The sequence below is a fragment of the Kosakonia sp. AG348 genome (assembly GCF_003337365.1).
Taxonomy (GTDB): Bacteria; Pseudomonadota; Gammaproteobacteria; order Enterobacterales; family Enterobacteriaceae; genus Kosakonia.
Genome location: NZ_QPJR01000011.1, coordinates 124,456 through 151,195, shown reverse-complemented (window position 1 = coordinate 151,195; position 26,740 = coordinate 124,456). Strand labels below are relative to the sequence as shown.

The window sequence follows — 26,740 nt, the reverse complement described above, 5'->3', positions numbered from 1 at the left end:
CGCTACTACGACCCCTGCGGCGGGCGCTACACCCAGATGGACCCGATAGGGTTACTGGGTGGGCTGAATACCTATACGTATGTGGTGGATCCGCTAACTTGGGTGGATCCGTTGGGGCTTTCGGCCTGTGCGTTTGGTGGTTATTTTAATCGCAAGGGACTAAGACGTGACGTGTACCGAGCCCAGAGACCTGGTAGTTATCACTCAATAAAACATATACAAGCTAAAACGGCGGAAGAAGCAAGATTGTTGAGTTTAGGTAAAGGGGCTCGTAAAGGTGACCCGGAAGCATCATATTTTCCAGAGTTCGCAAAGCAAGTCACGGGTTTTGAAAAGCAGGCTGCATACGATGCGATCAGGAATGGAAATGTCTTTGAACATGGAGGAACGCGTTTCATGTTTTACAAAAACCCGACAGGACCGGTTGGTTACAATGCTGGAAAAATGACCGAGTGGGTTCGTATTGAAATGACGAATACAGGTGTACCTGTAATACATAGTTTCCCTGCTTCGATTGAGCAGGTTGGAAAATACATACCAGGAGCAAAGTGATGACAGATAAAAAAACCAAACTCCAAAAACTAAGAATTCCAACAGGGTGGAGTATTGGAATTAATAACCTATACGAAGTGGACCCTGGTAGTGAGTATATTGATTATTATTATGGATCAGTTCTAATTAGTGGCGATAATAGGTTAATGCGACTCAGTTTTGATTCCCGATATGAGCCTGAAGGTCAGCTTGGAGGAGATTTTATTCTGGTCTTACAACGAAGCGATTATGATAAGAAAGGGAAGCTAACTGGCGTTGAGGTAATAGATATAAAAAAAACTAAAGATAAAAAATTGTTTGTTGAGATGCTAGAACGATTTATGGAGCAAGGGGTCGTTTAAGCCCCTTAAAGGCTCGATATCAAGCCGGCTATTTAAAAAGCCGGCTTGATCAAATATTGAGAGTCTGAATAGTCTGCTGGAAATGTACAGACCATTTTTACGTTGGATGCGGCAGTTGCAGACTAGAGGGAACTTATTCTTGGCGAAATATCTCCCGAAATTATTAAATTGCCATTGAGAGTATTATGTAGGAAGAAATAAAGAAGCAAGCATTATTCAAATGCTTGTAAGCGTAATAAAACTAAGTGAACTAGCTTCACAGTTAAGCACTTCAGCGTTGTTCGTATCTATCACTGATGATGATGAAGCAGAAAACATTGAGAACATATCTGCTGATTTAATTAATGATGAGCCTATCAAATCCTATTTTCTTTCGAGATATGACTGAGGTTATTTATATTATTCAGTAAATTAATTACTCTAAATGTTATGAGTGAAATAAATGCTGGTACGCATGGGATGGTGCCAGCAAGATAATAAGTTGAAGATGTATTTTCTTAAAACAATTGATTAATTCAGTTGTGCCGAGGGATTGCTTAATTTTCAAATTCATCTCTTAAAATTTCGGATGACTTTAATTTCAATATCAAATATATAAAATAGCGTATGTTAAAAACTGCTCATCTGAAGTTTTCATTATATTACATACCATCCTTTTACTTTATATCTAACTTCTCAATCAAATATCATAAACCCGCTCTTCCGGTAACAACGCAAGTGCTTCATTAATGCGCTCACTCTCTACCAATTCATGAATTTTCGCGGCAAGTTCTGTAACATCGGTAATGTTTACAATCCATTTCTGACAGTAATCGGCGACCGCCTGATTGCGTAATCCTATCTGGATCGTGCGGTGATCCAGTTTGTTCAAACGGATATCACGCTCCGGATCCCACTGGATCACCACATCTGACGCTTTTATTTGGCTTTGCCACTCAGCTTCTTCTGCGCCTGAGTGTCGGTGATGGCTCAAAATTCCCTGATTAAGGATTTGCTTAAACCCGTCATGGGTAAGATCAATCGCCAGAATCCGGTGCTGATTTGGATCTTTCTTTCCCCAGCCGGAGCGGTACATCATCCACAGAAAAGAGGGCTTAATCCACGTCATGCGGGTCATACTGAAAGGCGGCGAGACGAAGGTGCCATGCGCAAGCGCGCTGTCTGCGATGGTGTCGGAATAAGCCTGGTAAACGCGGATAAAATCGTTGTTGTAGAATGCTCTTAATTGCTTTTCAGCAGTTAATTCATCTGCCTGGTTTTTTTTCATTATTCGTGTACTCATCCCAAGTGAACATATTGCCTGGTCATTCTAGCACAGCGTTTAACGTCGAGGATAAGCACCATACCGAAGCATAAGAATTATTAGTGTTCGAATAATCTCAGTCATAAGCCAGCCGCATTTCCAATCTACTGATGTAACAAATTACATTCACCATAAAAAATATTAATCGACAATCTCTGGCAACGGAAAATGTTGTCGCTCTTAATTATGCCGCTAACTGTTTTTCATTCGATGTGATTGATAGCATAAGCAATGCATACGCCTTTCGGAAATTCTTTATCAGACTTGAAACGCATACCAGTGATAAAATGTGTTCGAAACGTGACGGGTAGACCTACCAATAACCGTAGTTTTTATAATGAAAATATAACGTATACGATTTGTCGTACATTATTTTATGGACATAACAGCCGTTATTCGATGAAAAAATATTTATAAAAGAAAAGCTAATGCATGCGCTACACTGCATAGAAAAGCGCATCCTTTCAAGGAAATGATAAAAGAAATTACTCGCATCTAGTATTGGTTTATCCTGGGTTTACTTAATTTTATATATCGTGCATCAGAGATGGGTTAATGGTTACGGAAGGATGTTTATGGTTGACTTTAACGCGGATATTGTGAGCTTTATATCATTAGGTAATGTTCTTCTTGGCGATTCCATTGACCTTTACCTGGAAGACATTTTTAATAATTATACTGTAGAAATTAAAGAGTATTCTCTGCCTGCACCGTCCAGTGAAATCCGGTATGCTTATTCGATACAAAATGGCACGCTAATAATAGTAACCACCACGGATGATATTATTGTTTCAGTCGGCTGCAATGAAAAATATGCCGGAAAATATAAAAATAGATTGTATGCCGGTATAACCATGCAAGAACTTTCTCAGCGTAGCAAAGACCTGCGAATCCTGAATGGTGCGCTGATTGTTGACCAGGACTACGGTCTCTCATTTACGTTGCCGCCACCATATGATGAGATTGCCGATTCCCTTGGGCAAATCCCACATGATTTATCGCTTAATGAAATTTATGTGTGCGATCATTCCGGCTGGATAAACAAATAATAAGTCTCCTTTTGAAAACTCTGTTGATAATGATGTCTGAGGCAATATTTTTGTGCTAAAGGCAAACTCAACAGAGTTTTTATATCGATATTAACAACGCCATCGTACCCAGCTAATACACAATACTATCGACCATTAATCGCAGCTGCTTGACCAGGCGACAATCCCCTGCAGGCGCATGGAGGCAGCAGGCGTTAACGCCAGTGCTGTGAGCCGACATGCTTTTTTCAGCTAAAACCTCAAAGCTGGCGTCAGGCACGCTGACGGCGGTGATACCTTCCCCTATACTGCGGAAAACAAAAGAAAATAACCGCTCGCTACATTTACAGGGTAAAGAATGGATACGGCTGAATTCTTCGCGCAGCTCGCGCAACAACTGCTGCTCTCTGCACCGCTTTTTTTATTGATTGCGCTGGGATATTGCCTCGGGCGCTTCGCCGGTTGGCCTGAATCGGTTAACGAAGGGCTCAACCGCTTCTGTTTTAACGTAGCCATTCCATGCATGCTGTTCAAAGTGATGAGCAAGTTCTTCGAAAGCCCGCCGGTGGATATGCGGCTGCTGATTGCCTACTTCGGCACCTGTTTTGTCATCTATGTGATTGGGCGCATCGCTGCGAAAAGCCTGTTCCGTATGGACGCGGTATCGGCCTCGGTGTTCGGTCTGGCGGGCATTTTTTCCAATAACGTGATGCTGGGCATTCCCGTTGCCATTATTTTACTTGGCGCATCGAGCCTCTCGTCGGTGGCGCTGGTGCTGGTGTTTAACAGCCTGATTTTATGGACCCTGGTGACCGTGTCGGTGGAGTGGGCGCAAAACGGCAGCTTCTCGGTGCGGGGGATTGGCAAAACGCTGGTGAGCGTGCTGCGCAACCCGATTATCATCGGTATCTTCAGCGGGTTCGCCTGGAGTTTTTTGATTCATCGCCCGCTGCCGCCGTTCCTCGATAGCCCGGTGAGCATGGTGGCGCAGGTCGCCGCGCCATTAACGCTCATCACCCTCGGCATGAGCTTGTCGCGCTACCAGATCCGCAAAGGGTTAGCGGAAAGTTTGACCATCTGCTTGCTGAAACTGATGTTGATGCCTGCTTTGATTTGGTTGATTGCCTGGTTGCTGCATTTGCCGCGCGAAGAGAGCCAGGTGGTGGTGTTGCTGGGGTCGATGGCGGTGGGGATTAACGTCTATCTGATGGCGCAAAAATTCCAGGTACTACAGGGCGCGACGGCGACCAGCATGCTGCTTTCCACTCTGCTGTCGACCGTGACCACGCCGCTGTTTATGATCCTGATGACGCATTTTTATCCGAACTGGCCCTGAGGCCAGCCGGAAAGCCGTCAAACGATATCATCCACCACGCCGCCGTCCACGCGCAGCGCTGCGCCGGAGGTGGCGGAAGCCTGTTTCGAACAGACATAGACCACCATATTCGCCACCTCTTCCACGGTGGCGGCGCGCTGGATAACTGAACTCGGGCGATTGGCCATCACAAACTCTTTCGCCAGCGTTTCCAGCGATTTCCCGGTTTTCTCCATCTCCTCTTTCATCATGCCGGCAAAACCGTCTGACATGGTTGGTCCGGGCAGTACGCTGTTAACGGTGACGCCACTGCCGGCGACAAATTTCGCCAGCCCGCGTGCCAGCGAAAGCTGCGCGGTTTTCGTCACGCCGTAATGGATCATATCCGCCGGGATATTCAGCGCCGATTCAGAAGAGATAAACACCACGCGCCCCCAGCCTTTTTTCACCATTGCGGGCAGCAGCGCACGCGAGAGGCGCACGCCAGACATCACATTGGTTTGCCAGTAATTTTCCCAGGTCGCATCGTCGGTGGCGTAAAAATCCTGCGGGCCGTAAATCCCGGCGTTATTCACCAGAATATCGACCTCGCCGCTCGCTTTCAGCAGCGTTTCCACGCCCTGCGCTGTGCCGAGATCGGCAACGGCGGTACGCAGCTTCGCACCCGGCACCTGTTTTTCCAGCGCCGCTTTTGCCTCATTCACCGAACCTTCGCTGCGCCCGTTAAGGATCACTTCCGCGCCGCTTTCTGCCAGCCCTTTAGCAATCGCAAAACCAATACCGCCCGTTGAAGCGCTGACCAGCGCGACTTTACCGTCGAGTGAGATTTTCATTGTCTGCCCCTTATCCAGTGGATTTCACAAATGTATTAAGGCTAGCAGTTGGGGCACAGCGCGCGTTGCCAATTGTTGCTCATAAAATGTGTGTGTCGGGTTAATACCCGCCACGGTATGACGGCGGCAACGTTACTCTTCGGCGGCGAGACACTGTAAATGGCCATGACGCACGCCGCGCTGGGCGATAACGTCATCGGCGAAGTGCTGCACATCACCCATTTTGCCTTTCAGCACGGCGATTTCGAGGCAGTCGTCGTGGCTGATATGCACGTGCAGCGTGGCGACAGATAAGTCGTGATGATGGTGTTGCGTGGCGACAATGCGGCTCGCCAGGTCGCGCTTCTCATGTTCATACACATACGACAGCACCGCGTAACCCTGCTGTTCATTGTTTTGCTCGGACTCCTGTGCCAGCGCGCCGCGCAAAATATCCCGCAGCGCTTCCGAACGGTTGTTGTAACCGCGCCGTGCGCTAAGGTTGTCCAGCGTATCGAGCAGGTCATCATCCAGTGTTATGGTCACGCGTTGCATGGTTGTGTCCTTTGTAATGAGAGGGGGAAGGCGGGCAGCACCGCCTGTTGCAGCGCCTGGCCTGCCGGTGAACGCAAGCGCAGCGGTGAAGTGACGTCGAGCGTTTCCACCAGCGCGCCGGTCTCCATCACCAGCACGCGCTGGCAAAAACGCTCCACCAGCCGCAAATCATGGGTGATAAACAGACAAGCCACGCCGGAACGCTGTTGTAGCCGTTGTAAGAGCCGGATAACGCCCGCTTGCAGCACTAAATCCAGGCTGGAAACCGCTTCATCCAGAATCAATAGCGTGGGTTCCACCGCCAGCGCGCGCGCCAGGCAAACGCGCTGCAACTGCCCACCGCTCAATTGCGGAGGGCGTTTATCGAGCAGAGAGGTATCCAGCTCGACATCTTCCAGCAATTGTTGGATACGTGCCTGCTGCTCGCTGTTGGGCAGTAATAACAGATGGCGCAGCGGTTCACGCAGAATATCGCGCACGGTTTTACGCGGGTTCACCGCGCTGACCGGATCCTGAAACACCATCTGGATATCGCGGCGAAACGCCTGGCGGGCGCGGGCGTTAAGCTGCTTCAACGGCGTACCCTGCCAGCGCACTTCGCCTTCGTCTGGCGATTCCAGCCCTACCAGCAGCCGCGCCAGCGTGCTTTTCCCGCAGCCGCTGCGCCCGAGCAGCGCCACGGTTTCCCCGCTTTTTAACTGAAAAGAGATATTGTCCAGCACCGGTCGCTGGTGGTAGGTGTGCGACACCCCGCTCACATCAAGAAGGTTCATTGCGCCAGCTCCAGTCCATACAGCGCCAGGTGGGCCGCGACTAATTCGCGGGTCACTGCCTGTTGTGGGGCACTGAACAGGGTTTCCACCGCGCCCTGTTCGATAATGCGCCCGTTGTCCATTACCGCGACATCATCCGCCAGCCGCGCTACCACGCCCATATCGTGCGTAACCAGCAGCATGCCGGGCTGACGTTCGCGCATAATCTGTGCCAGCAAATCAAGAATGCGCGCCTGCGCCACCACGTCGAGATCGGTCGTCGGTTCATCGGCGACGATAAACGGCGCATCGCTCAGCAGCGCCATGGCGATCATCATGCGTTGCAACATGCCGCCGCTCATCTCGAACGGGTAAAGCGTGAGCACACGTTCGGCGTCCTCCAGCCCGACATCCTGCAATGCTGCGATCAGTGTGGCGTTATCGGCGGGTTTACCGAGTGCCAGGCAGGTTTCCCGTGCATGAGCGTCCATGGTGCGCAGCGGGTTAAAGGCGCTGCGCGGATTTTGCATAATGGTGGCAACCGTCGAACCACGTAGTGCTTGCGGTGTGACGGGCTGATTATCCGCCAACAGCCGACCGGCCGTTTGCCGTACGCCAGCAGGCAGCACGCCGAGCGCTGCCGCACAGGTTAATGATTTGCCGCTGCCGCTGCCGCCTACCAGCGCCAGCACGCGCCCGCGTTGCAGGGTTAACGACACCTCCTGCACCAGCGGTCGTTCCGCGTGCAGGGTGATATTTTGCAGGCTCAGTTGTGCAGGCATCAGTGGGCGTGCTCCGTTTCAAGGTGGGGATCGAGATGGTCGCGCAGCGCGTCGCCCACCAGATTAAACGCCATCACGCTGATAAACAGCGCCAGCCCCGGCCAGACCATCTGCAGTGGCTGCGTCCAGATATATTGCCGGGCGTCGTTAATCATCACGCCCCATTCCGGTGTTGGCGCGGTGACGCCAAGCCCGAGGAACGACATCCCGGCGACGTGTAGCATCATATGGCCGATATCCAGCGTCGCCAGTACCAGCAGCGAAGGCACTACCGCTCCCGCCAGATGATCGCGAAACACATGCAGATAACTCGCGCCACTTAAACGCGCTGCCAGCACGTACTCGCGGCTACGCAAGGAGATCACCAGGCTGCGCACCATACGCGCATACCAGGCCCAGTGCGAAAGCGCGATGGCGATAATCACGTTGGTCAGCCCTGTCCCAAGCACGCCGACCATAAAAAACGACAGGATCGAGGTGGGAAAGGTCATAAAGATATCCGCCACGCGCATGATGGCCTGATCGACGCGCCCGCCGAGCAGCCCGGCGCAGCCGCCTGCGCTTAAACCAAGCGCCAGCACCAGCAGCAGACACATCATCACCGACCCCAGCGACACCCGTGTGGCGGCCATTAAGCGTGAGAAAATATCCCGTCCCAGATGGTCGGTGCCGAGCCAGTGCTGGCTGCCCGGCGGCAACAGGCGCGCGGGTAAATCGATGGCTTGCGGATCGTACGGCGTCCACCACTGGCAGGTCAGGGCAATCACCAGCAGTAACAGCAGGATCAGCAGCGCGAAACGCACCGGCCAGCGGGCCGTTTTTATAAAGTGCATCAGTGCGCTCCTTCATGGTGGCGAATGCGCGGATCGAGCGCTGCGCTCAGCAGATCGACTGCCAGATTGCACAGCACAAAAACCAGCACCATCACCAGCGTAAAGCACTGGATCACCGGGTAGTCGCGATTGAAGATTGCCGATACGGCATAGCGGCCAATACCGGGCCAGGCGAAGATGCTTTCGATGATCATCGTACCGCCAATCAGCTCGCCGATATGCATCCCCAGCGCGGTGATCACCGGCAGGGACGCGTTACGCAGAATATGCCGCCGCTCGGTCTGTTTGTCGCTTAACCCGCGCAGCCGCGCCCACGTCACGTGGCGTTGCCCGGCGGCTTCCAGCATGCTGGCGCGCAGCAGACGGGCGTTGATGGCCAGCGACATAAAGGCAATCGACACCGCAGGCAGGATCAGGTGCTGCCAGCCGCCGTAGCCCATTGCAGGCAGCCACTGCAAATGCACAGAAAAAAACATCACCAGCAGAAAAGCCAGCCAGAAGTTCGGCATCGACACGCCAAGAAACGCCACCGCGCGTACCAGAAAATCCGGCAGACCATCGCGGTGACGCGCCGCCCAGATACCAAGCGGTACGGAAGTGAGCAGGATCAGCGCCAGCGCCGCGCCTGCGAGTTGCAATGTCGCGGGCAGAAAATGCAGCACATCGTCGAGCACCGGGCGCTGCGTGGCATACGAAATGCCGAAATCAAGATGCAGTGCGCGCCACAGCCAGTGCATATATTGGCTGGCGAGCGGCTGATCCAGCCCCAGCTGAATGCGGGTAGCGGCAATCATTTCCGGTGTTGGCGGCAGGTTCGACAGGCGCAGATAATCCATCGCCGGATCCCCGGCGCCAAGGCGCAGCAGCAGGAAAATCACCACCGAGGCGGCTACGATCATCGGGATCAACAGCAGCAGACGGTGCAGTAAAAAGCGGCTCATGGCGCGGCGTCCGGGGTTATCTGATCAAACGGGATCTCCGAGGCGATCGGGGCAAACGGAATCGTGCCGAGCTGCGGTTTTGCCACCACCATCATCGAGATGTAACTGATGGGCAGATAAACCGCGTCGTTGTGCAAACGGGTGAGAATATCCCGGTACAGCGCCTGGCGCGCGCTGTCATCGCTGGTGGTGAGCACCTCGCCAATCTCTTTATCGATAATCGCTTTGTCCGGCAGGCCTAACTGCGCCTGGTAATCGGCATGCGACGGCACGCGCATTGAACTCATAAACGCATGCGGATCGTACGGTGCGCCCCAGGTGCGGTTGAAAATCATGCCGAAACGGCCATCGCGCTGACGGGCATAAATACTGCTCTCTTCCTCACCGATCAGGGCGACATCTACGCCAATCTGGCGCAAGTTGGCCTGAATGATTTCGGCCATCGACTTACTCAGCGCATCGGTGCCGATATAGGCCAGCTCAATATGCAGTGGCTGGCCTGCTTTTTCGCGGATGGTTTTCCCGGCGGGCAGCAGCCAGCCCGCTTTATCCAGCAGCGCGCGCGCCTGCGCCGGATCGTACTGGCGCGGTTTCAGGCCGATATTGGCATACGGCACGGAAGGGGCGAACAGCGTGTCGGCAACCTGCTGCGTGCCATACAGCGCGCCATCGACCAGCGTTTTCTTATCCACCGCGTAGTTCAGCGCTTCGCGCACGGCTAACTCATTGGTTGGCGCATGCGTGGAGTTCAGCGCCAGCATCACTGTCTCCATTGGTGCAGAGAGCTGGGTGCGCCAGGCGGGGTTCTGGCTGAAACGGGCAAACGTATCCAGCGGCAGTAAACCTTCGTTGCCGTAAAGCAGATCGATATCGCCGGTTTCAAATGCCACCGCGCGGCTGGTCGGGTCTGGGATCACTTTGACGATAATTTTGCCAGCTGCCGGTTTCGCGCCCCAGTAGTGTTCATTCCGTACCAGCACGTCGTACTGGTTCAGCTTTGATTCCTGTAACACCCACGGGCCGGTGCCGATGGGCGCTTTAATCCCGTTCAGTGTTTCATGGTCTTTAAACTGCGACGGGGCGATAAAGCGGAACGGGCGGGGCAGGGCGAGTTCTTGCAGGAAAGGGTAGTAGGCGCTTTTCAGAGTGATTTGTAACTGCTTGGGGCTTAGGGCTTTGACGTCGGTGATTTGGTTGGCAAGCTCAAGCCAGGCGTGGCGCTGGCGGTTATCCAGCACGGCGCGGAAGTTCTCCGCGGCGGCGGCGGCGTCAAACGGTTCGCCGTTGGAGAACGTCACCCCGTCGCGCAGGGTGAAGACCCAGGTTTTGCCATCCTCCGAGTGTGTCCAGCTTGTCGCCAGCCAGGGCTTCACGCTGCCGTCGGCCTGGTATTTCACCAGCGGTTCATACACCATGCTTTGCGCGAACATCTGGTTTGGCGTGTAAAGATGCGGGTTGAGTGGGCCAACATTCACCGGCCAGGCGGTGGTTAGGGTGTTTTGTGCCGCGAAAACGGCAAAGGATGCGCAGAGCAGAAGCAGAGCGCCAGCCTGACGATAGAAAGACACGTTCGGTTTCCTGATGAAAAGTCGGTGGCGAGAAAAGTATGACGATTTTAGTAATTCATCATACGAATAGTATGTTCTGGATCAAAAGCCCTGTTTTTAACAGGGATTTATCGCATTTAGCGTGAGGTGTATTGCTTACTGGCGAAACGAACACCCGGAATGCGCAAGGTGACTTATTCGTCGGGGTTATCGCTTTGCTGGCGTAAGCATTGAGCGAGACACATAAAGTGACGTTGATAAGCCGCTTGCAGACATTCAGGATGAGAGCGCTATCCTTTAAACAGTTGCAGCAGCATTTCTACCTGCTCATCAAGCGGCGCGAGGTCTTTTTTCACAATCAGGTGCAGCGGTGTGGCGCGGCGCGTACCGTGGCTGAGCGGCAGCGTTTTGAGTACGCCACTGTCAAGTAAGGGCTGGATGCGCTCCTCCGGCAGCCAGCCGTAACCCACCTGATACAGCACAGCTTCCACCGCCGCATCGATGGTGGAAAATGTCCACGACTCCTGCGCCACCGGGCTTTGGCGATGGTCGCTTTCGGCAATGCGGATCAGCGGCCAGCTGGCGAGCATCTCTTCGCTTACCTGTTCCGCCGCGCACAGCGGGTGATCGCGGTGTGCCACGACGACAAAATCAATGTTCATCAGCCATTCGCCGCGCCCGGTCATATCCTGGCGGCGAGTCAGTATCATCACATCCGCTTGCGCATGCACCGGCAACTCGCTGGAGGCGGTCTCCAGCACTTCGGTCAGCCGCACCTGCGTTTGCGGATAACGCTGCTGAAACTGGCGCAAAATGGCAAACAGCCGCGCGCGGGGGAAAATGCTGTCGACCACTAAATCAAGCCGCGTGCGCATGCCATTGCGCAGCGTGGCGGCGCGGGTTTCTACCCAATCGAATGCCTTGAGCAACGGTTTTACCTGGTTGAGCAGCAACTCACCCGCCGGGGTAAGCACCGCGCGCCGCCCTTCCTGTACCAGCAGGGCAACGCCGAGCCGCTCCTGCAACAGCGCCAGGTTGTAACTGACCGATGACTGGCTGCGATGCGTCTCTTCCGCCGCTTTCGCAAAGCTCCCCAGCTCCACCACCTTTTGCAGCAGCGTCCATTGTTCCAGCGTCGTCTTGTGCATAACTCATCTAAAAAATGAATGAATTTGATGCAAATATAGCGTTATTCATTCGTTTTTTGCAGGCGTAGGATCATTTCAAACACCAGAGGAGAGTAAAAATGAGCACCTTTGATAAACATGATTTGAGCGGTTTCGTCGGCAAACATCTGGTTTATACCTACGATAATGGCTGGAACTACGAGATTTATGTGAAAAACGCCACGACGCTCGATTACCGGATCCACAGCGGTATCGTGGCGAACCGTTGGGTGAAAAATCAGCAGGCCTACATTGTTCGCGTTGGCGAAAGTATCTATAAAATTTCCTGGACCGAACCGACCGGCACCGATGTCAGCCTGATTGTGAACCTTGGGGATCGCTTGTTCCACGGCACCATTTTCTTCCCGCGCTGGGTTATCAATAATCCGGAAAAAACCGTCTGCTTCCAGAACGATCACATTCCGTTGATGGAGTCTTATCGTGCGGCTGGTCCGGCTTACCCTACTGAAGTGATCGATGAGTTCGCGACCATTACGTTTGTGCGCGATTGCGGCGAAAATAATGACAGTGTGATTAACTGCGCTGCCAGTGAATTACCGGCCAACTTCCCGCAGAATTTGTCATAAAAATTTCACGCTATTTAATATATTTTGCTGATAACGAATGAAATAATTCATTGCATAATGATATTAATTTTCGTGCATTCGTTGATGCGCCGTTTAAATAACTACGCTAACGCCTTTGTATGCATTACAAGGGCGTTAAATATTTCAGTTTTTTGACATTCATCACGTTAGGATTTTGCTGTTTTCATTTGTAACCTGTTGTTTGAGAAAAATTATTTTATATTTGTTAAGTTTATCATTTCCCCCTTTTCTTAATCTTGTCCTAATATTCAATTGGTAGCATTCTCCGACTAACCGTAACGAATAATAAATGCAGGAAACGCGCATTCATTATATTTTGGTTTAACTTTCATCCGCCATTTTACTCACTAGCCGCAACGTGTCTTTGTGGCGGTTCGTTAACGCGTCAGTGACGCCAAGGAAAAACGATGAGTGATTTTTTACCGTTCTCACGCCCGTCAATGGGGGATGAAGAGTTCGCAGCCATTCAGCAAGTGCTGGCATCCGGCTGGATCACGACCGGCCCCAAAAATCAGGCGCTTGAAGAGGCTTTTTGTACACTGACGGGCAACCGCCACGCCATTGCCGTTAGCTCGGCGACGGGTGGCATGCACGTCACCCTGATGGCACTTGGTATTGGCGCCGGGGATGAAGTGATTACCCCGTCGCTGACCTGGGTTTCCACCCTCAATATGATTGTGCTGCTCGGTGCGACGCCGGTGATGATCGATGTCGATAAAGAGACATTGATGGTCACGCCGGAAGCTATCGAAGCGGCTATCACGCCGCGTACCAAAGCGATTATCCCGGTGCATTACGCCGGTGCACCGGCGGATATCGACGCCATTCGCGCGCTTGGCGAGAAGCACGGCATTCCGGTGATTGAAGATGCTGCTCACGCCGCCGGAACGTACTACAAAGGCCAGCATGTTGGCTCACGCGGCACCGCTATTTTCTCCTTCCACGCCATTAAAAATATGACCTGCGCGGAAGGCGGGCTGGTGGTGACGGATGACGAACAACTGGCGAACCGCATTCGCAGTCTGAAGTTCCACGGACTGGGCGTCGATGCTTACGACCGTCAGACTCACGGCCGCGCCCCGCAGGCCGAAGTGATCTCCCCAGGGTTTAAATACAATCTTGCAGATATCAACGCGGCGATTGCGCTGGTGCAACTGGGCAAACTGCCCGCCGCTAATGCCCGCCGCCAGGAGATCGCCCAGCGCTATTTGCAGGAACTGGCGGATACGCCGTTTCAGCCGCTGGCCTTGCCGTCATGGCCGCACCAGCACGCCTGGCACCTGTTTATTATTCGCGTCGATGAGCAACGTTGCGGTATCTCCCGCGACGCATTGATGGAAACCCTGAAAGCGCAAGGCATTGGTACCGGCCTGCATTTTCGCGCGGCCCATACGCAGAAGTATTACCGCGAACGCTTCCCCCTCTCTTTACCCAATACGGAGTGGAACAGTGCGCGTATCTGTTCGCTACCGCTTTTCCCGGATATGACCCATGACGACACAACCCGCGTCATTCACGCGCTCCGCAACATTGCAGGGCGCTGATATGTTTAATTTACCGCCTGTAGAAAAAGTTTCTGTGGTGATCCCGGTCTACAACGAGCAAGAGAGCTTGCCGGAGTTGATTCGCCGCACCACGGAAAGCTGCGATGTACTGGGCATCGATTACGAAATTTTGCTGGTGGATGACGGCAGTAGCGATAACTCTGCGCTGATGTTAAGTGAAGCGGCAGAACAACCCGGCAGCCACGTTGTCGCGGTGCTGCTGAACCGCAACTACGGCCAGCACTCGGCGATTATGGCCGGATTCAGCCATGTCACCGGTGATTTGATCATCACGCTGGATGCCGATTTGCAAAACCCGCCGGAGGAGATCCCGCGTCTGGTGGCGAAAGCCAATGAGGGGTATGACGTGGTGGGCACGGTGCGGCAAAACCGCCAGGACAGCCTGTTTCGTAAAATGGCCTCGCGCACCATCAACCGTCTGATCCAGCGCACCACTGGTAAAGCGATGGGCGATTACGGCTGCATGTTGCGCGCGTACCGCCGCCATATTGTTGATGCCATGCTGCACTGCCATGAGCGCAGCACTTTCATCCCGATCCTCGCCAATACCTTTGCCCGTCGCGCGGTGGAGATCCCCGTGCAACACGCGGAACGCGAGTTTGGCGATTCCAAATACAGCTTTATGCGCCTGATTAACCTGATGTACGACCTGGTGACCTGCCTGACCACCACGCCGCTGCGCTTGCTGAGCGTGTTTGGCAGCGTGATCGCCGTGTTGGGCTTTTCGCTCGCCGTGCTGCTGGTGGTGCTGCGTCTGGCGTTTGGCCCGCAGTGGGCGGGAGAAGGGGTGTTTATGCTCTTCGCCATTCTCTTCACCTTTATCGGCGCGCAGTTTATCGGCATGGGGCTACTTGGGGAGTATATCGGGCGCATCTATAACGATGTTCGCGCGCGTCCCCGCTACTTTATTCAACGTGTTGTTCGTCAGGAAAATGACGTTTCGCAAGAGGAAAAAAATCAATGAAAGCCGTTGTCTTTGCTTACCACGATATGGGATGTGTCGGTACACAAGCGTTACTGGATGCAGGTTTCGAGATTGCGGCGATTTTTACCCATCCCGACAGTGCCAATGAAAACCACTTTTTCGGTTCGGTGGCGCGTATTGCCGCTGAACGTGGCATCCCGGTTTATGCCCCGGACGATGTCAACCACCCGCTGTGGGTCGATCGTATTCGCGATCTGAACCCGGATGTGATTTTCTCTTTCTATTACCGCAATTTACTGTGCGACAACATTCTCAATACCGCACGGATCGGCGCATTTAACCTCCACGGCTCACTGCTGCCTGCTTACCGTGGTCGCGCACCGCTGAACTGGGTGCTGGTCAATGGCGAAAGCGAAACCGGCGTCACGCTGCACCGCATGGTTTCCCGCGCGGATGCGGGCTCGATTATCGCGCAACAGCGCGTAGCCATTGCCGAGAACGATGAAGCGCTGTCGCTGCACCGCAAATTAGCGGAAGCCGCAAAAGGTATGCTGGCCAGCGTGCTGCCGACGATTAAAACGCAAACCTTCAGCGAAACGGCGCAGGACGACAGCAAAGCCAGCTACTATGGCCGCCGTACGCCGGAAGATGGCCGTCTGGACTGGGAAAAACCCGCCCAAACGCTGCAAAACCTGGTACGCGCGGTTTCTGACCCGTGGCCGGGCGCGTACAGCTTTGCCGGTACGCATAAATTTATCGTCTGGAAATCCCGCGTACGCACCGACGTAGCTCCGGCTCGCGCGGGCACTGTGCTCTCTGTTTCGCCGCTGCTGGTCGCCTGTGGCGATGGCGCGCTGGAGATCCTCACTGGCCAGATGGACAACGGCGTGTATATGCAGGGCGCCCAGCTGGCGCAGTCGCTCGGCCTGGTGGCTGGCGCGCTGCTGACCAGCAAACCGGTTGTGGCGATAAAACGCCGCACCCGCGTGTTGATCCTGGGCGTGAACGGTTTTATCGGTAACCATTTGACCGAACGTCTGTTGCGTGACGATAACTACGAGATTTTCGGTCTTGATATTGGATCGGATGCGATCAGCCGTTTCCTCGACAATCCGCGTTTCCACTTTGTGGAAGGCGATATCAGCATTCACTCCGAATGGATCGAATACCACATTAAAAAATGCGACGTGGTGCTGCCGCTGGTGGCTATCGCGACGCCTATCGAATACACCCGTAACCCGCTGCGCGTGTTCGAGCTGGATTTCGAGGAGAACCTGAAAATCATTCGTGACTGCGTGAAGTACAACAAACGCATCATTTTCCCGTCGACGTCGGAAGTGTACGGCATGTGCACCGACAACAACTTCGATGAAGACAACTCGAATCTGGTTGTTGGGCCTATCAACAAACAGCGCTGGATTTACTCGGTGTCGAAGCAGTTGCTCGACCGCGTGATCTGGGCATATGGCGACAAGCACGGCCTGAAATTCACCCTGTTCCGTCCGTTTAACTGGATGGGGCCGCGCCTGGATAACCTGAACGCTGCACGTATCGGTAGTTCGCGCGCCATCACCCAGTTGATCCTCAACCTGGTAGAGGGTTCGCCGATCAAGCTGATCGAAGGCGGCAAACAGAAACGCTGCTTTACCGATATCAGCGATGGTATCGAAGCCCTGTTCCGCATTATCGAAAACAAAGACGGGCGCTGCGACGGGCAGATCATCAACATTGGTAACCCGGACAACGAAGCGAGCATTAAAGAGCTGGCCGAGATGCTGCTGGCAAGTTTTGAAAAACACCCGCTGCGCGACCGCTTTCCGCCGTTTGCCGGTTTCCGCGAAGTGGAGAGCAGCAGCTACTACGGCAAAGGCTACCAGGATGTGGAACACCGCAAACCGAGTATCCGTAACGCCAAACGTTGCCTGCACTGGGAACCGACTGTGGATATGCGCCAGACCATTGACGAAACGCTGGATTTCTTCCTGCGTACCGTTGAACTGACGGATGAGAAATAAGCATGAAATACGTCGGCTTACGTATTGATGTCGATACCTTTCGCGGCACGCGTGACGGCGTTCCGCGCCTGCTGGAGCTACTGAAAAAGCACAACATTCAGGCGAGCTTTTTCTTTAGCGTCGGGCCGGACAACATGGGGCGCCACATCTGGCGCCTGCTTAAGCCGAAATTTCTGTGGAAGATGCTGCGCTCGCGCGCGGCATCGCTCTACGGCTGGGATATTTTACTGGCGGGCACCGCGTGGCCCGGCAGACTTATCGGTGAAGGCAACGCGGACGTTATCCGCAAAACCGCGCAGGCGCACGAAGTGGGGCTGCATGCGTGGGATCACCATGGCTGGCAGCGCTGGAGTGGTGTGTGGGATCAGGCCCATCTCGAAGCGGAAATTGAGCGCGGATTACTGGCGCTGGAGCTGATAATTGGCCGGTCTGTGAGCTGTTCCGCCGTGGCGGGTTGGCGCGCCGATCAGCGAGTGGTGAAAGCCAAATCGAATTTTAATTTCCGCTATAACAGCGACTGTCGTGGCACGCAGCCGTTTCGCCCGCTCATCGCCGAGAATACCTATGCAGCTCCGCAAATCCCGGTCACGCTACCCACCTGGGATGAGGCCGTTGGCATTTCGGTGGCGGCGGAGCACTACAACCGCTTCATTCTCGACGCGATGAAGCAGGATAGCGGCACGCCGGTTTATACCATCCACGCCGAGGTGGAAGGCATTATCGGCGCGGAAGGTTTCGATGAACTGCTGAGCATGGCGGCGCGCGAAGGCATCGCTTTTTGCCCGTTAAGCCAGTTGTTGCCGGAATCGTTAGAGACGCTACCAGCAGGCAAAGTGGTACGCGGAGAAGTGGCTGGCCGGGAAGGCTGGCTGGGTTGCCAACAACTGTTGAGTCCTGGGTTATGAAATCCATTCACTATGGTCTGGCGCTGGTTGCGCTGATCGCCCTCTACTATGTTGTTCCCCTGGAATATCGTCTGCTCTGGCAGCCGGATGAGACCCGCTATGCGGAGATCAGCCGTGAAATGCTCACCAGCGGCGACTGGATTGTGCCACATTTCCTTGGCCTGCGTTATTTTGAAAAACCCATCGCCGGTTACTGGATCAATAGCATTGCGCAGTGGCTGTTTGGCCATAATAACGTCTCCGTGCGCCTTGGCTCCGTTTTCTCCATCATCGTATCGGCGCTGCTCGTGGGCGCGCTGGCGTGGAAAATGTGGCGCGACAAACGCACTGCCGTGCTCTCGGCGGTGATCTTCCTGACCGCGTTTCTGGTGTATGGCATTGGCACTTATGCGGTGCTCGACCCGATGATCACGCTGTGGATGACGCTGGCGATGCTCAGCTTCTGGCTGGCTGCGCAGGCGAACACGTTACGCGGTAAGTTTGGCGGCTATGTCCTGCTTGGCGTGGCGTGCGGCATGGGCGTGATGACCAAAGGTTTTCTTGCGCTGGCAGTGCCGGTGATTGGCGTGCTGCCGTGGGTGATTGTGCACAAACGCTGGAAAGAGGTGCTGCTCTGGGGCTGGCTGGCCGTGATCTGCTGCGTGCTGACGGTGCTGCCATGGGGGCTGGCGATTGCCTCGCGCGAGCCTGATTTCTGGCGCTACTTCTTCTGGGTGGAACATATCCAACGTTTTGCTCAGCAGGACGCACAACACAAAGCGCCGTTCTGGTATTACATACCGTTCCTGATTTTAGGTTCGTTGCCGTGGCTGGCGCTGCTGCCCGGTGCGCTGAAAACGGGCTGGCTGGCGCGTAAAGAGGGCGTGCGGGAAGCGTTTTATCTGCTGGGCTGGGTGGTGATGCCGCTGCTGTTTTTCAGCATCGCTAAAGGGAAGCTGCCGACTTATATTCTGCCCTGTTTCGCGCCGCTGGCGATACTGATGGCGCGTTATGCCATGCAGATGGCGCAAACCAACGGGCGCGCGCTGCGCGTCAATGCGTGGATCAATATCGGTTTTGGCCTGGTTGGCGTGATTGCCGCGCTGGTGGTGTCGCCTTTGGGCTTCCTGAAACATCCGGTATGGACGCAAATTGAGGTCTACAAAGCGGCGCTGGCGGCGTTTGCTTTCCTGGCGTGGGCGCTGGTTGGGCTGTTTACCTTGCGAGCCAGCGCAGAGCGTTGGTCATACGCGGCGCTGTGCCCGCTGGCGATTGCGCTGCTGGTCGGGATAGTTATCCCGGATAAGGTGATGGATTCCAAGCAGCCGCAATTTTTGATCAACTTTGTTAACGAGCCGCTGACGCCGAGCCGCTATGTGCTGGCCGATAACGTCGGGGTTGCCGCAGGTCTGGCCTGGGAGCTGAAACGCTCAGATATCATGCTGTTTGGCACGCGCGGTGAGTTAACGTACGGTATGTCGTACCCTGATGGCGAAGGGCGGTTTGTACGCGAAGACGATTTCACCGACTGGCTGTCACAACATCGTCAGGAAGGGGTTATTTCACTGGTGCTGCACCAGTCGAAAAAGGATGACTTTACCCGCATGCCGATACCGAAACCGGACAACGTTTATGTACAGGGGCGTATGGTCTTTATTCAGTACTTTCCGCAATGATGAGTAAGCCGCAATGACCAGTTGGCTCTGGCTCGCGCTGGCAAGCCTGCTCAGTTGCGCAGGCCAACTGTGCCAGAAGCAGGCGACACGCCCGGTGCCGATGGATAAGCGTAATAAGCATCTTGGCCTGTGGCTGGGGCTCGCACTGATGGCACTTGGCGCGGGCATGGCGCTGTGGCTGCTGGTTTTGCAGCGCATTCCTGTTGGCGTGGCATACCCGATGTTGAGCCTTAATTTTGTCTGGGTGACGCTGGCGGCGCGTTTTCTCTGGCGTGAGCCGGTAAGCGTTCGCCATGCGTTCGGCGTGGCGCTGATTATCACTGGCATTGTGTTGCTGGGGAGCTCGCTATGAAGGGGCTGCATTGGGCGTTACTCAGTGTGTTGCTGGTAAGCGGCGCACAACTGATGTTGCGCTATGCCATGGTGTCGCTGCCACCGGTGACATTTTCCTGGTCTTTTGTCTCGGCGCTGCTGCAACCGCAAAAAGGGACGCTGGCGCTGATGTTTGGGCTGTTTGGGTATCTGGCATCAATGGGCTGCTGGTACTTTGCTCTGCACCGTTTGCCGCTCAGTAAGGCTTATGCTTTGCTGAGCCTGAGCTACATCCTGGTGTGGGCGGCGGCCATCTGGCTTCCCGGATGGCACGAACCGTTTTCCCTGCGCGGCGCGTTGGGTGTGCTGGTGATTGTGGCGGGCGTACTGGTTATTTTTTTGCCCGACCGCCCCAAAGAATAACGATTACCCAGGCAGGCGGCTTTTCGGTCTGCCTGGTCCCAGTAAAATCGCCAGCTTGCTGCCGCCGGTGGTGGTTTCCATCCAGATTTTACACACGCTGGTTAGCGGTACTGACAACAGCATTCCCACCGGGCCAAGCAGCCATCCCCAAATCAATAACGATAAAAACACCACCAGCGTCGACATCCCGAGGCGGTGGCCCATCATGCGGGGTTCCAGGATGTTGCCAAGCAACATATGCACCACAAGGAACAGGCCGCCCACCAGCAAACATTCGTACGTGCCGTTAAACAGCAGCGCCTGGATCATTGGCGGGATAGCGGAGATCACCGAGCCGATATTGGGTACGTAATTGAGCAGGAACGCCAGCACCCCCCACATCAGCGCAAATTGCACATCCAGAAATACCAGCCCGACCCAGACAATCAGGCCTGTCCACACGCTCAACAGTGTTTTCAGTGCCAGGTAGTGGGAAACGCCTTTCAGCGCGCGGTGCAGTCCGGCGATATGAATTTGCGGGTTATGCAGCGCAAAGCGCAGCTTATAAGGTACGTGGCGCACTTCAAACAGCATAAACACCACGGTCATCACCAGCAGGACAATGCTGGCCATCGCGTTCGAGAGCTGAGTCGCCATGGTGGTGGCAAAGCCCATCACTCGCTCCGAGTCCATCCGCTGCAGCATACGTTCTGGTGACATGTGCAAGCGAAGAAACGGCATCGCATCCTGCAACTGCATAAATTTCTTAGTGAATTCGCGGTTGTACTTTGGCAGCAGCGTCATAAAGTCGTTGACCGACGCGGCAAGCACGCCGAACAGCGCGGTGAGAAAAACCAGCATCACCAGCACCACAATACCGATCGCCACCGGGCGCGAAATGCCGCGCCGGAGAAACCAGGTAACCAGCGGATTGAGAACAATCGCGAAAAACAGTGCCAGAAGAAGCTGCACAATAATGTCGGCCGCAGCATGAATGCCGGCCAAAATGATCACCAGCGAAGCCAGCTTTAACAGAATATGTAAACCCGCCCGATCGGGTTGAGGATGTGTCATGGTTAATTCCTTTTGTCATCGGCCCGTTAAGTGTAGTGCCCCGCCACACCTTCGCCCGCCAGAGATATTCTTAAAGTGAATGCTGCTTTCTGTTTCATCACGTGGTAATAGTGAAACACTGTTGTGAAAAGCTGAGTAAAACTCCATGCCTGAAAACGCCGCCGAACCGGCGCTAAGCGGATTGCGCCTCAATCTGCGGATTTTGTCCGTCGTTATGTTTAACTTCGCCAGTTACCTCACTATTGGCCTGCCGCTGGCGGTGCTCCCAGGCTATGTTCATGATGCGATGGGCTATAGCGCGTTTTGGGCCGGTCTGGTGATCAGCCTGCAATACTTCGCAACGCTACTGAGCCGACCGCATGCCGGGCGCTATGCCGACCTGCTGGGGCCAAAAAAAGTGGTGATCTTTGGTTTATGCGGTGCGTTTCTGAGCGGCCTGAGCTATTTGCTGGCGGGCGTTGGCGGCAGTGTTGGCGTGTTAGGCCTGATATTGCTTTGTCTGGGGCGCGTCATTTTAGGCATTGGCCAGAGTTTCGCCGGAACCGGCGCGACGCTCTGGGGCGTGGGGGTGGTCGGGTCGATACATATCGGGCGGGTGATTTCGTGGAACGGTATTGCCACCTATGGCGCGATGGCCATCGGCGCACCGCTCGGGGTGGTCTGTTATCAGTACGGCGGGCTGCATGGGCTCTCGCTGACCATTATGGGCGTGGCGCTGCTGGCAATATTACTGGCGCTGCCGCGTGCGGCGGTGAAAGCCAGCAAAGGCAAGCCGCTGCCGTTTCGCGCCGTGCTGGGACGCGTCTGGCTGTACGGGATGGCGCTGGCGCTGGGTACAACCGGTTTTGGCGTCATCGCTACCTTTATTACCCTCTATTACGATGCGAAAGGCTGGGAAGATGCGGCGTTTGCCCTCACTTTTTTTAGCTGTGCCTTTGTTGGCGCGCGTCTGCTGTTTCCGAATGGGATTAATCGCTTCGGCGGTTTAAATGTGGCGATGCTCTGTTTTGTGGTCGAAACTCTTGGGCTGGTGCTGGTTGGCCTGGCGGTGGAGCCGTGGATGGCGAAACTCGGCGTGTTCCTTGCCGGGGCCGGTTTCTCGCTGGTTTTTCCGGCGCTGGGCGTCGTGGCAGTCAACGCAGTGCCGCAGCATAACCAGGGCTCAGCTCTGGCGACATATACCGTGTTTATGGATTTATCGTTGGGGATAACCGGGCCGCTGGCGGGGTTGCTGATGGCGCAGGCGGGTGTCTCGGCTATCTATTTCGCCGCCGCAGGACTGGTGGTAATAGCCTTACTGCTGGCCTGGCGGCTGCGGCATAAGCCGGTGGCGGTTGCCGGGTAGAAAAAAGGGAACCGTCAGGTTCCCTTTTTCATGTTCAGAGCGGCTTATTTCACTACGATGGTGTTAATAATGTTTTCCGCCGTGGTTTGCGCCTGCTGCTGGTTGTCCGCCGGCAGCGTCACCTGGATGGTCAGCAGTTTGTCATCAACTTTACCCAGCACCACTGAAGACCATGCCGTCTGGCCTTTCGCGGAGATAATGCTGTCGAGCTGTTGCAGTTTCTGGCCTTTCAGTTCGATGGATTTGTTGGTGACCACCTGCAACTGCGGGTCGCGGCTACGCTGTTGCTCTTCCAGACGTTTTGTCAGCGCGCTTAACTCTTCTGTCGTGTTGTCGCCGACAATTACAATTACCGCTTTCTGACCGGTGGCATCGGAATATACATGCATATTATTGGACTGCGTGCCCAGTTTACCGCTCTGATCGGTCATATCCGCAGGCAGCGAGAAGCTGAGTTTGCCGTCGAGCAGAGTTACCGGTTGACCGTTGGCGTTGCTTTCGGCGGCAGCACCCTGAACAGGTTTTTTGCTGTCGCTGTTATCACAGGCAGCCAGCCCAACAACCAGCAGGCCGATACCGACATATTTCACCAGATTGCGCATTGACTTCTTCCTTTCAATAAACAGCCATAACGGCTCATCGGCGCATCTTATCACATCTGATAAGCCGTACCTTTAACTCGCCTGCAACGCGCTAATTTCAGATTTGTCTGCCAGTTTTTTCAGCAACATATTCAACAACACACCATACATTGGCAGGAAGAACGCGATGCTGATAAGCACTTTGAAGCTGTAATCCACCAGCGCGATTTCCGTCCAGTGCTGCGCCATAAACGCATCCGGGCTGTGCCAGAAAGCGATAAAGAAAAAGGCGATGGTGTCGCTGGCGTTACCAAAAACCGTCGACGCGGTTGGCGCAAGCCACCAATGGCGGCTCTGGCGCAGGCGGTTAAAGACATGCACATCGAGAATTTGCCCCAGCGCGTAAGCCATAAAGCTGGCGGTGGCGATACGGGCAACAAACAAATTGAAATGCGCCAGCGCGCCGAAACCCTGCCAGCTGCCCATGTAGAACAGCGAGGAGATAACGTAAGAGGCAAGCAGCGCGGGCACCATCACCGCGAAGATAATTCGCCGGGCTAACGGCGCGCCGAAAATGCGCACGGTTAAATCTGTCGCCAGGAAGATAAACGGGAAGCTAAATGCGCCCCAGGTGGTATGGAAACCAAAGATAGAAACCGGCAACTGCACCAGATAGTTACTGGAGATGATCACCAGCAGGTGAAAAAGCGAAAGCCAGACCAGCGCCTTCATGCGCTGTGCGTTTGAAAAGTGCGTCATATTGTGACCTTTTTGGTAAATGGGGTGAGGGAACCCAGTACTTTTTATGCTCTGACGAGCAGAGCCGCCGCATGATACTGCAAACGCAGTGGGATGCAATGGTTAATTTTAGCGCAATCGTTAACCTCGCTTGCGTCACAAAAAAGGCGGCGTAAACTAATGCGGTTTTTTCCCTTGCGAGATGAAGATGACCGATCCGTTTTCCACCGCCGACCATACGCTGGATGCTCAGGGCTTACGCTGCCCGGAGCCGGTGATGATGGTGCGCAAAACCGTGCGCAATATGCAAATCGGCGAAACATTGCTGATTATCGCCGACGATCCGGCAACCACCCGCGATATTCCCGGCTTTTGCCGTTTTATGGAACACGAGCTGGTCGCCGGGCAGACCGAGTCTTTGCCGTACCGCTATGTAGTGCGTAAAAACCACTAATCTTTAGTGCGCAACAGGCGCAGCGCGTTGGCGGTTACCAGCACCGTGGCGCCTGTATCGGCCAGCACCGCCAGCCACAGACCGGTCACGCCGAGCAGCGTTGTCACCAGAAAAATCGCTTTTAAGCCGAGCGCCATGGCGATGTTCTGACGAATATTGCTGTGCGTGGCGCGCGCCAGGCGGATCATCTGCCCCAGGCCAGTCAGCCGGTTATGCGTGAGCGCGGCGTCGGCGGTTTCCAGCGCGACATCCGTTCCGCTTCCCATCGCGATACCGATGGTTGCAGCTTTCATCGCGGGCGCATCGTTAATGCCATCGCCAACCATCGCCAGCGGCGCTTGCTGGTTGAGCTTGTGTACCGCATCGACTTTATCTTCCGGCAGCAAGCCAGCGCGGAAATCCAGCCCCAACTGACCAGCAATGGCCGCAGCGGCGCGCGGGTTGTCGCCGGTGAGGATCACGCCCTGTACACCGAGCGCATGCAGGGCGGCAACGGCTTCTCTGGCGTCATCGCGCAGCGTATCTTGCAAGCCGATCGTACCGATAACCTCGCCGCCGCGCTGTACCACCACCACGGTTTGCCCATGGCTTTCCTGCTGCGCAATCTGCGCCAGTACGGTGTCATGAAGCGCGCCTTGCGGCAGTTTGTCCGGCGCGCTGATCAGCACCTGCTGCCCGTTAATCGTCGCCTCGATGCCTTTGCCCGCCAGCGCGCGCTGCGCCATAGCCTCCGGAATCGCCAGCGCACGTCGCTGCGCTTCCTGCACAATGGCCAGCGCCAGCGGGTGGGTGGAACCCTGTTCAACCGCGGCGCTCAGCGCCAGTAATTCGGCCTCTTCAGTACCGGAAAACGGCGTGATACTGGCGACTTGTGGTTTGCCGATGGTCAACGTGCCGGTTTTATCAAACGCCACCTGACGAATGCTGCCGAGCTGCTCCAGTGCCGCACCGCCTTTAATCAGCGCACCGCGACGTGCCGCCGCCGCAAGGCCCGAGGTGATCGCCGCTGGTGTGGAGATCACCAGCGCGCACGGACAGCCAATCAGCAGCAGTGCCAGCCCTTTGTAGATCCACGCAAGCCAGGGCTGCGCAAACAAAAGCGGTGGAACGATGGCGACCAGCAGCGCCACGGCCATGATAGCCGGGGTGTAAATGCGGCTGAAATGGTCGATAAAACGCTCAATCGGCGCGCGGCGCTCTTCTGCTTCTTCAATCAGTTTCAGAATGCGGTCAATCGCGCTTTCACCCGGTTTAGAAACCACTTCAAGCTGCACCAGACGGTCAACGCTGGTGGCACCTGCCGGAACGCTTTCACCTTCTGCGCGCTCGACCGGCACCGATTCGCCCGTTAACGCGCTTTCGTCAAAGCTGGCAAACGGCGAGACCAGCCGACCATCCGCAGGCAAACGCCCGCCCGCCGGGACTTCAATCACATCGCCCGGTTGCAGATCGCTTGCCGCGACACGCTGGCGCTCACCGTTGCGCAGACGTGTTGCGGTATCCGGTTTTAACGCCATTAACGCGCTGACACCGCGCCGCGCACGGCTGGCGGCCCAGCCTTCAAGCCGCTCGCCAATCAAAAATAGCAGCAACACCATCGCCGCTTCCGCCGTCGCGCCAATAAACAGCGCGCCGATGGCCGCCACGCTCATTAACGTTTCGATGGCGAACCAACTGCCGCTTTTCATTAAGCGCAGCGCCTGGCGGGCAATCGGCCACAGCCCGACCAGTGTGGTGGCGATAAACGCCATCTGGCCGAAAGGATGGTTGACCTGTTCCAGCCCCCAACTGAGCGCCATCATCACAATTAAAAGGAGAAGCGGCAGGTTTTCGCGCAGCCGTGAAATTTCTGGCGCCGGTGCGTTTTCGCTGCGCAGTTGATATCCGGCCTGTTGTACGGCGCGTTCTACGCGCTCACGCACATCATCTTGCGCAACGACGATAAGTTTTTCGGTGGCAAAGGCGACCTGAACCTGGCCGACGCCTTCGATCTGGCGCACCGCGTTTTCCACTTTGCGGGCGCAGGCGGCACAATCCATACCGTCAACCTGCCAGCTATAACGTTCGCCTTCGGCGGTCATTTCTGGCGTTTCGCGTTCTTCGCAGTGGCCGTCGGTGCAGCAGGATGTCGTTTTTTCTTCTATCGGCCGCAGCTTAACCGCCGCGAATTGCGGCGCTTTTTTCAATTCAGGCGATGAGGTGGGGGCAGGCATGGCATCCTCCGGTGAATGATA

27 protein-coding genes are annotated in these 26,740 nt (G+C 54.9%); 14 read left to right on the top strand and 13 right to left on the bottom strand.

The window, feature by feature from the left end; genetic code table 11:
- Both DFO56_RS21890 and DFO56_RS21885 read left to right on the top strand, forming a co-directional pair.
- Positions 1-552, top strand: a 552-nt coding sequence (locus DFO56_RS21890; RefSeq protein ID WP_147271696.1) for an RHS repeat-associated core domain-containing protein, incomplete at its 5' end; no start/stop codon positions are given.
- Positions 552-893 (top strand): hypothetical protein, encoded by a 342-nt coding sequence (locus tag DFO56_RS21885; protein ID WP_052679789.1) that lies wholly within the window; start codon positions 552-554, stop codon positions 891-893. The genes DFO56_RS21890 and DFO56_RS21885, both read left to right, overlap by 1 nt.
- A gap of 679 nt (positions 894-1,572) precedes the next feature.
- Here DFO56_RS21885 and DFO56_RS21880 read toward each other — a convergent pair.
- Positions 1,573-2,160 carry a DUF4291 domain-containing protein gene (locus DFO56_RS21880; protein ID WP_045507697.1) on the bottom strand — a complete coding sequence of 196 codons (588 nt, stop codon included), beginning with the start codon at positions 2,158-2,160 and terminating at the stop codon, positions 1,573-1,575.
- 611 nt (positions 2,161-2,771) lie between these two features.
- On the opposite strand from DFO56_RS21880, the gene DFO56_RS21875 reads away from it, so the two are divergent.
- Both DFO56_RS21875 and DFO56_RS21870 read left to right on the top strand, forming a co-directional pair.
- Positions 2,772-3,245 carry a hypothetical protein gene (locus DFO56_RS21875; protein WP_233500427.1) on the top strand — a complete coding sequence of 158 codons (474 nt, stop codon included), beginning with the start codon at positions 2,772-2,774 and terminating at the stop codon, positions 3,243-3,245.
- 337 nt (positions 3,246-3,582) lie between these two features.
- Positions 3,583-4,560 carry an AEC family transporter gene (locus tag DFO56_RS21870; RefSeq protein WP_020455622.1) on the top strand — a complete coding sequence of 326 codons (978 nt, stop codon included), beginning with the start codon at positions 3,583-3,585 and terminating at the stop codon, positions 4,558-4,560.
- Positions 4,561-4,577: 17 nt separating this feature from the next.
- Here the strand turns inward: DFO56_RS21870 and DFO56_RS21865 are convergent, their stop codons facing one another.
- From DFO56_RS21865 to DFO56_RS21830, 8 genes are all read right to left on the bottom strand, one after another.
- A complete protein-coding gene (locus DFO56_RS21865) occupies positions 4,578-5,372 on the bottom strand; it encodes an SDR family NAD(P)-dependent oxidoreductase (RefSeq protein ID WP_045507701.1) in 795 nt (264 codons plus the stop codon).
- Positions 5,373-5,504: 132 nt separating this feature from the next.
- Positions 5,505-5,906, bottom strand: a complete 402-nt coding sequence (gene nikR / locus DFO56_RS21860) for a nickel-responsive transcriptional regulator NikR (protein ID WP_020455620.1) — start codon at positions 5,904-5,906, stop codon at positions 5,505-5,507.
- Entirely contained in the window at positions 5,894-6,679 is a 786-nt protein-coding gene (gene nikE / locus DFO56_RS21855) for a nickel import ATP-binding protein NikE (protein ID WP_045507703.1), read from the bottom strand. Before nikE ends, nikR begins: the two co-directional genes overlap by 13 nt.
- Positions 6,676-7,440 carry a nickel import ATP-binding protein NikD gene (gene nikD / locus DFO56_RS21850; RefSeq protein ID WP_045507706.1) on the bottom strand — a complete coding sequence of 255 codons (765 nt, stop codon included), beginning with the start codon at positions 7,438-7,440 and terminating at the stop codon, positions 6,676-6,678. The genes nikE and nikD overlap by 4 nt, the downstream gene beginning before the upstream one ends.
- Positions 7,440-8,273, bottom strand: a complete 834-nt coding sequence (nikC, locus tag DFO56_RS21845) for a nickel ABC transporter permease subunit NikC (protein ID WP_020455617.1) — start codon at positions 8,271-8,273, stop codon at positions 7,440-7,442. Before nikC ends, nikD begins: the two co-directional genes overlap by 1 nt.
- Complete coding sequence (nikB, locus tag DFO56_RS21840; protein WP_045507709.1) at positions 8,273-9,214, bottom strand: nickel ABC transporter permease subunit NikB; 942 nt, start codon at positions 9,212-9,214, stop codon at positions 8,273-8,275. The genes nikC and nikB overlap by 1 nt, the downstream gene beginning before the upstream one ends.
- Entirely contained in the window at positions 9,211-10,782 is a 1,572-nt protein-coding gene (gene nikA, locus DFO56_RS21835) for a nickel ABC transporter substrate-binding protein (protein WP_045507712.1), read from the bottom strand. Before nikA ends, nikB begins: the two co-directional genes overlap by 4 nt.
- Before the next feature lie 269 nt (positions 10,783-11,051).
- Complete coding sequence (locus DFO56_RS21830; RefSeq protein WP_045507715.1) at positions 11,052-11,909, bottom strand: LysR family transcriptional regulator; 858 nt, start codon at positions 11,907-11,909, stop codon at positions 11,052-11,054.
- 98 nt (positions 11,910-12,007) lie between these two features.
- Here DFO56_RS21830 and DFO56_RS21825 point away from each other — a divergent pair, with 98 nt between their 5' ends.
- The 8 genes from DFO56_RS21825 to arnF all read left to right on the top strand — a co-directional run bounded on the left by DFO56_RS21825 (position 12,008) and on the right by arnF (position 20,335).
- Entirely contained in the window at positions 12,008-12,514 is a 507-nt protein-coding gene (locus tag DFO56_RS21825; RefSeq protein ID WP_045507718.1) for a phenolic acid decarboxylase, read from the top strand.
- A gap of 428 nt (positions 12,515-12,942) precedes the next feature.
- Positions 12,943-14,079: a UDP-4-amino-4-deoxy-L-arabinose aminotransferase gene (gene arnB, locus DFO56_RS21820; protein WP_045507722.1), complete on the top strand. Its 1,137-nt coding sequence runs from the start codon at positions 12,943-12,945 to the stop codon at positions 14,077-14,079.
- A gap of 1 nt (position 14,080) precedes the next feature.
- Positions 14,081-15,064, top strand: a complete 984-nt coding sequence (gene arnC / locus DFO56_RS21815) for an undecaprenyl-phosphate 4-deoxy-4-formamido-L-arabinose transferase (RefSeq protein ID WP_020455611.1) — start codon at positions 14,081-14,083, stop codon at positions 15,062-15,064.
- On the top strand, positions 15,061-17,040 hold the full coding sequence (gene arnA / locus DFO56_RS21810; protein WP_045507725.1) for a bifunctional UDP-4-amino-4-deoxy-L-arabinose formyltransferase/UDP-glucuronic acid oxidase ArnA: 1,980 nt from the start codon (positions 15,061-15,063) through the stop codon (positions 17,038-17,040). Before arnC ends, arnA begins: the two co-directional genes overlap by 4 nt.
- Positions 17,041-17,042: 2 nt before the next feature.
- Positions 17,043-17,945 carry a 4-deoxy-4-formamido-L-arabinose-phosphoundecaprenol deformylase gene (gene arnD, locus DFO56_RS21805; protein ID WP_020455609.1) on the top strand — a complete coding sequence of 301 codons (903 nt, stop codon included), beginning with the start codon at positions 17,043-17,045 and terminating at the stop codon, positions 17,943-17,945.
- Complete coding sequence (arnT, locus tag DFO56_RS21800) at positions 17,942-19,600, top strand: lipid IV(A) 4-amino-4-deoxy-L-arabinosyltransferase (protein ID WP_045507728.1); 1,659 nt, start codon at positions 17,942-17,944, stop codon at positions 19,598-19,600. The genes arnD and arnT overlap by 4 nt, the downstream gene beginning before the upstream one ends.
- 13 nt (positions 19,601-19,613) lie before the next feature.
- Positions 19,614-19,952, top strand: a complete 339-nt coding sequence (gene arnE, locus DFO56_RS21795; RefSeq protein ID WP_020455607.1) for a 4-amino-4-deoxy-L-arabinose-phosphoundecaprenol flippase subunit ArnE — start codon at positions 19,614-19,616, stop codon at positions 19,950-19,952.
- Positions 19,949-20,335: a 4-amino-4-deoxy-L-arabinose-phosphoundecaprenol flippase subunit ArnF gene (gene arnF, locus DFO56_RS21790; RefSeq protein ID WP_045507731.1), complete on the top strand. Its 387-nt coding sequence runs from the start codon at positions 19,949-19,951 to the stop codon at positions 20,333-20,335. The genes arnE and arnF overlap by 4 nt, the downstream gene beginning before the upstream one ends.
- Before the next feature lie 3 nt (positions 20,336-20,338).
- On the opposite strand, the gene DFO56_RS21785 is transcribed toward arnF, so the two are convergent.
- Positions 20,339-21,388 carry an AI-2E family transporter gene (locus tag DFO56_RS21785; RefSeq protein ID WP_020455605.1) on the bottom strand — a complete coding sequence of 350 codons (1,050 nt, stop codon included), beginning with the start codon at positions 21,386-21,388 and terminating at the stop codon, positions 20,339-20,341.
- 145 nt (positions 21,389-21,533) lie between these two features.
- Here DFO56_RS21785 and DFO56_RS21780 point away from each other — a divergent pair, with 145 nt between their 5' ends.
- Positions 21,534-22,733 (top strand): MFS transporter, encoded by a 1,200-nt coding sequence (locus tag DFO56_RS21780; RefSeq protein WP_045507734.1) that lies wholly within the window; start codon positions 21,534-21,536, stop codon positions 22,731-22,733.
- Positions 22,734-22,777: 44 nt separating this feature from the next.
- Here DFO56_RS21780 and DFO56_RS21775 read toward each other — a convergent pair whose 3' ends face one another.
- Complete coding sequence (locus tag DFO56_RS21775; RefSeq protein WP_045507737.1) at positions 22,778-23,335, bottom strand: DcrB family lipoprotein; 558 nt, start codon at positions 23,333-23,335, stop codon at positions 22,778-22,780.
- Between the two features lie 72 nt (positions 23,336-23,407).
- On the bottom strand, positions 23,408-24,073 hold the full coding sequence (locus tag DFO56_RS21770; protein ID WP_045507741.1) for a 7-cyano-7-deazaguanine/7-aminomethyl-7-deazaguanine transporter: 666 nt from the start codon (positions 24,071-24,073) through the stop codon (positions 23,408-23,410).
- Positions 24,074-24,260: 187 nt separating this feature from the next.
- Here DFO56_RS21770 and tusA point away from each other — a divergent pair, with 187 nt between their 5' ends.
- On the top strand, positions 24,261-24,506 hold the full coding sequence (tusA, locus tag DFO56_RS21765) for a sulfurtransferase TusA (RefSeq protein ID WP_025263810.1): 246 nt from the start codon (positions 24,261-24,263) through the stop codon (positions 24,504-24,506).
- On the opposite strand, the gene zntA is transcribed toward tusA, so the two are convergent.
- On the bottom strand, positions 24,503-26,719 hold the full coding sequence (gene zntA, locus DFO56_RS21760) for a Zn(II)/Cd(II)/Pb(II) translocating P-type ATPase ZntA (protein WP_045507743.1): 2,217 nt from the start codon (positions 26,717-26,719) through the stop codon (positions 24,503-24,505). The genes tusA and zntA overlap by 4 nt on opposite strands.
- Positions 26,720-26,740: the final 21 nt, after the last annotated feature.

Excerpts from the sequence above, each read along its gene's own strand:
- arnT (WP_045507728.1), top strand. The coding sequence starts at position 17,942 with ATGAAATCCATTCACTATGGTCTGGCGCTGGTTGCGCTGATCGCCCTC.
- arnF (WP_045507731.1), top strand. The coding sequence starts at position 19,949 with ATGAAGGGGCTGCATTGGGCGTTACTCAGTGTGTTGCTGGTAAGCGGC.
- zntA (WP_045507743.1), bottom strand. The coding sequence starts at position 26,719 with ATGCCTGCCCCCACCTCATCGCCTGAATTGAAAAAAGCGCCGCAATTC.
- DFO56_RS21875 (WP_233500427.1), top strand. The coding sequence starts at position 2,772 with ATGGTTGACTTTAACGCGGATATTGTGAGCTTTATATCATTAGGTAAT.
- nikD (WP_045507706.1), bottom strand. The coding sequence starts at position 7,440 with ATGCCTGCACAACTGAGCCTGCAAAATATCACCCTGCACGCGGAACGA.
- nikB (WP_045507709.1), bottom strand. The coding sequence starts at position 9,214 with ATGAGCCGCTTTTTACTGCACCGTCTGCTGCTGTTGATCCCGATGATC.
- DFO56_RS21775 (WP_045507737.1), bottom strand. The coding sequence starts at position 23,335 with ATGCGCAATCTGGTGAAATATGTCGGTATCGGCCTGCTGGTTGTTGGG.
- DFO56_RS21830 (WP_045507715.1), bottom strand. The coding sequence starts at position 11,909 with ATGCACAAGACGACGCTGGAACAATGGACGCTGCTGCAAAAGGTGGTG.
- DFO56_RS21870 (WP_020455622.1), top strand. The coding sequence starts at position 3,583 with ATGGATACGGCTGAATTCTTCGCGCAGCTCGCGCAACAACTGCTGCTC.
- DFO56_RS21780 (WP_045507734.1), top strand. The coding sequence starts at position 21,534 with ATGCCTGAAAACGCCGCCGAACCGGCGCTAAGCGGATTGCGCCTCAAT.
- arnC (WP_020455611.1), top strand. The coding sequence starts at position 14,081 with ATGTTTAATTTACCGCCTGTAGAAAAAGTTTCTGTGGTGATCCCGGTC.
- nikE (WP_045507703.1), bottom strand. The coding sequence starts at position 6,679 with ATGAACCTTCTTGATGTGAGCGGGGTGTCGCACACCTACCACCAGCGA.
- DFO56_RS21885 (WP_052679789.1), top strand. The coding sequence starts at position 552 with ATGACAGATAAAAAAACCAAACTCCAAAAACTAAGAATTCCAACAGGG.
- arnD (WP_020455609.1), top strand. The coding sequence starts at position 17,043 with ATGAAATACGTCGGCTTACGTATTGATGTCGATACCTTTCGCGGCACG.
- DFO56_RS21880 (WP_045507697.1), bottom strand. The coding sequence starts at position 2,160 with ATGAAAAAAAACCAGGCAGATGAATTAACTGCTGAAAAGCAATTAAGA.
- tusA (WP_025263810.1), top strand. The coding sequence starts at position 24,261 with ATGACCGATCCGTTTTCCACCGCCGACCATACGCTGGATGCTCAGGGC.
- nikR (WP_020455620.1), bottom strand. The coding sequence starts at position 5,906 with ATGCAACGCGTGACCATAACACTGGATGATGACCTGCTCGATACGCTG.
- nikC (WP_020455617.1), bottom strand. The coding sequence starts at position 8,273 with ATGCACTTTATAAAAACGGCCCGCTGGCCGGTGCGTTTCGCGCTGCTG.
- arnA (WP_045507725.1), top strand. The coding sequence starts at position 15,061 with ATGAAAGCCGTTGTCTTTGCTTACCACGATATGGGATGTGTCGGTACA.
- arnB (WP_045507722.1), top strand. The coding sequence starts at position 12,943 with ATGAGTGATTTTTTACCGTTCTCACGCCCGTCAATGGGGGATGAAGAG.
- DFO56_RS21785 (WP_020455605.1), bottom strand. The coding sequence starts at position 21,388 with ATGACACATCCTCAACCCGATCGGGCGGGTTTACATATTCTGTTAAAG.
- arnE (WP_020455607.1), top strand. The coding sequence starts at position 19,614 with ATGACCAGTTGGCTCTGGCTCGCGCTGGCAAGCCTGCTCAGTTGCGCA.
- DFO56_RS21770 (WP_045507741.1), bottom strand. The coding sequence starts at position 24,073 with ATGACGCACTTTTCAAACGCACAGCGCATGAAGGCGCTGGTCTGGCTT.
- DFO56_RS21825 (WP_045507718.1), top strand. The coding sequence starts at position 12,008 with ATGAGCACCTTTGATAAACATGATTTGAGCGGTTTCGTCGGCAAACAT.
- DFO56_RS21865 (WP_045507701.1), bottom strand. The coding sequence starts at position 5,372 with ATGAAAATCTCACTCGACGGTAAAGTCGCGCTGGTCAGCGCTTCAACG.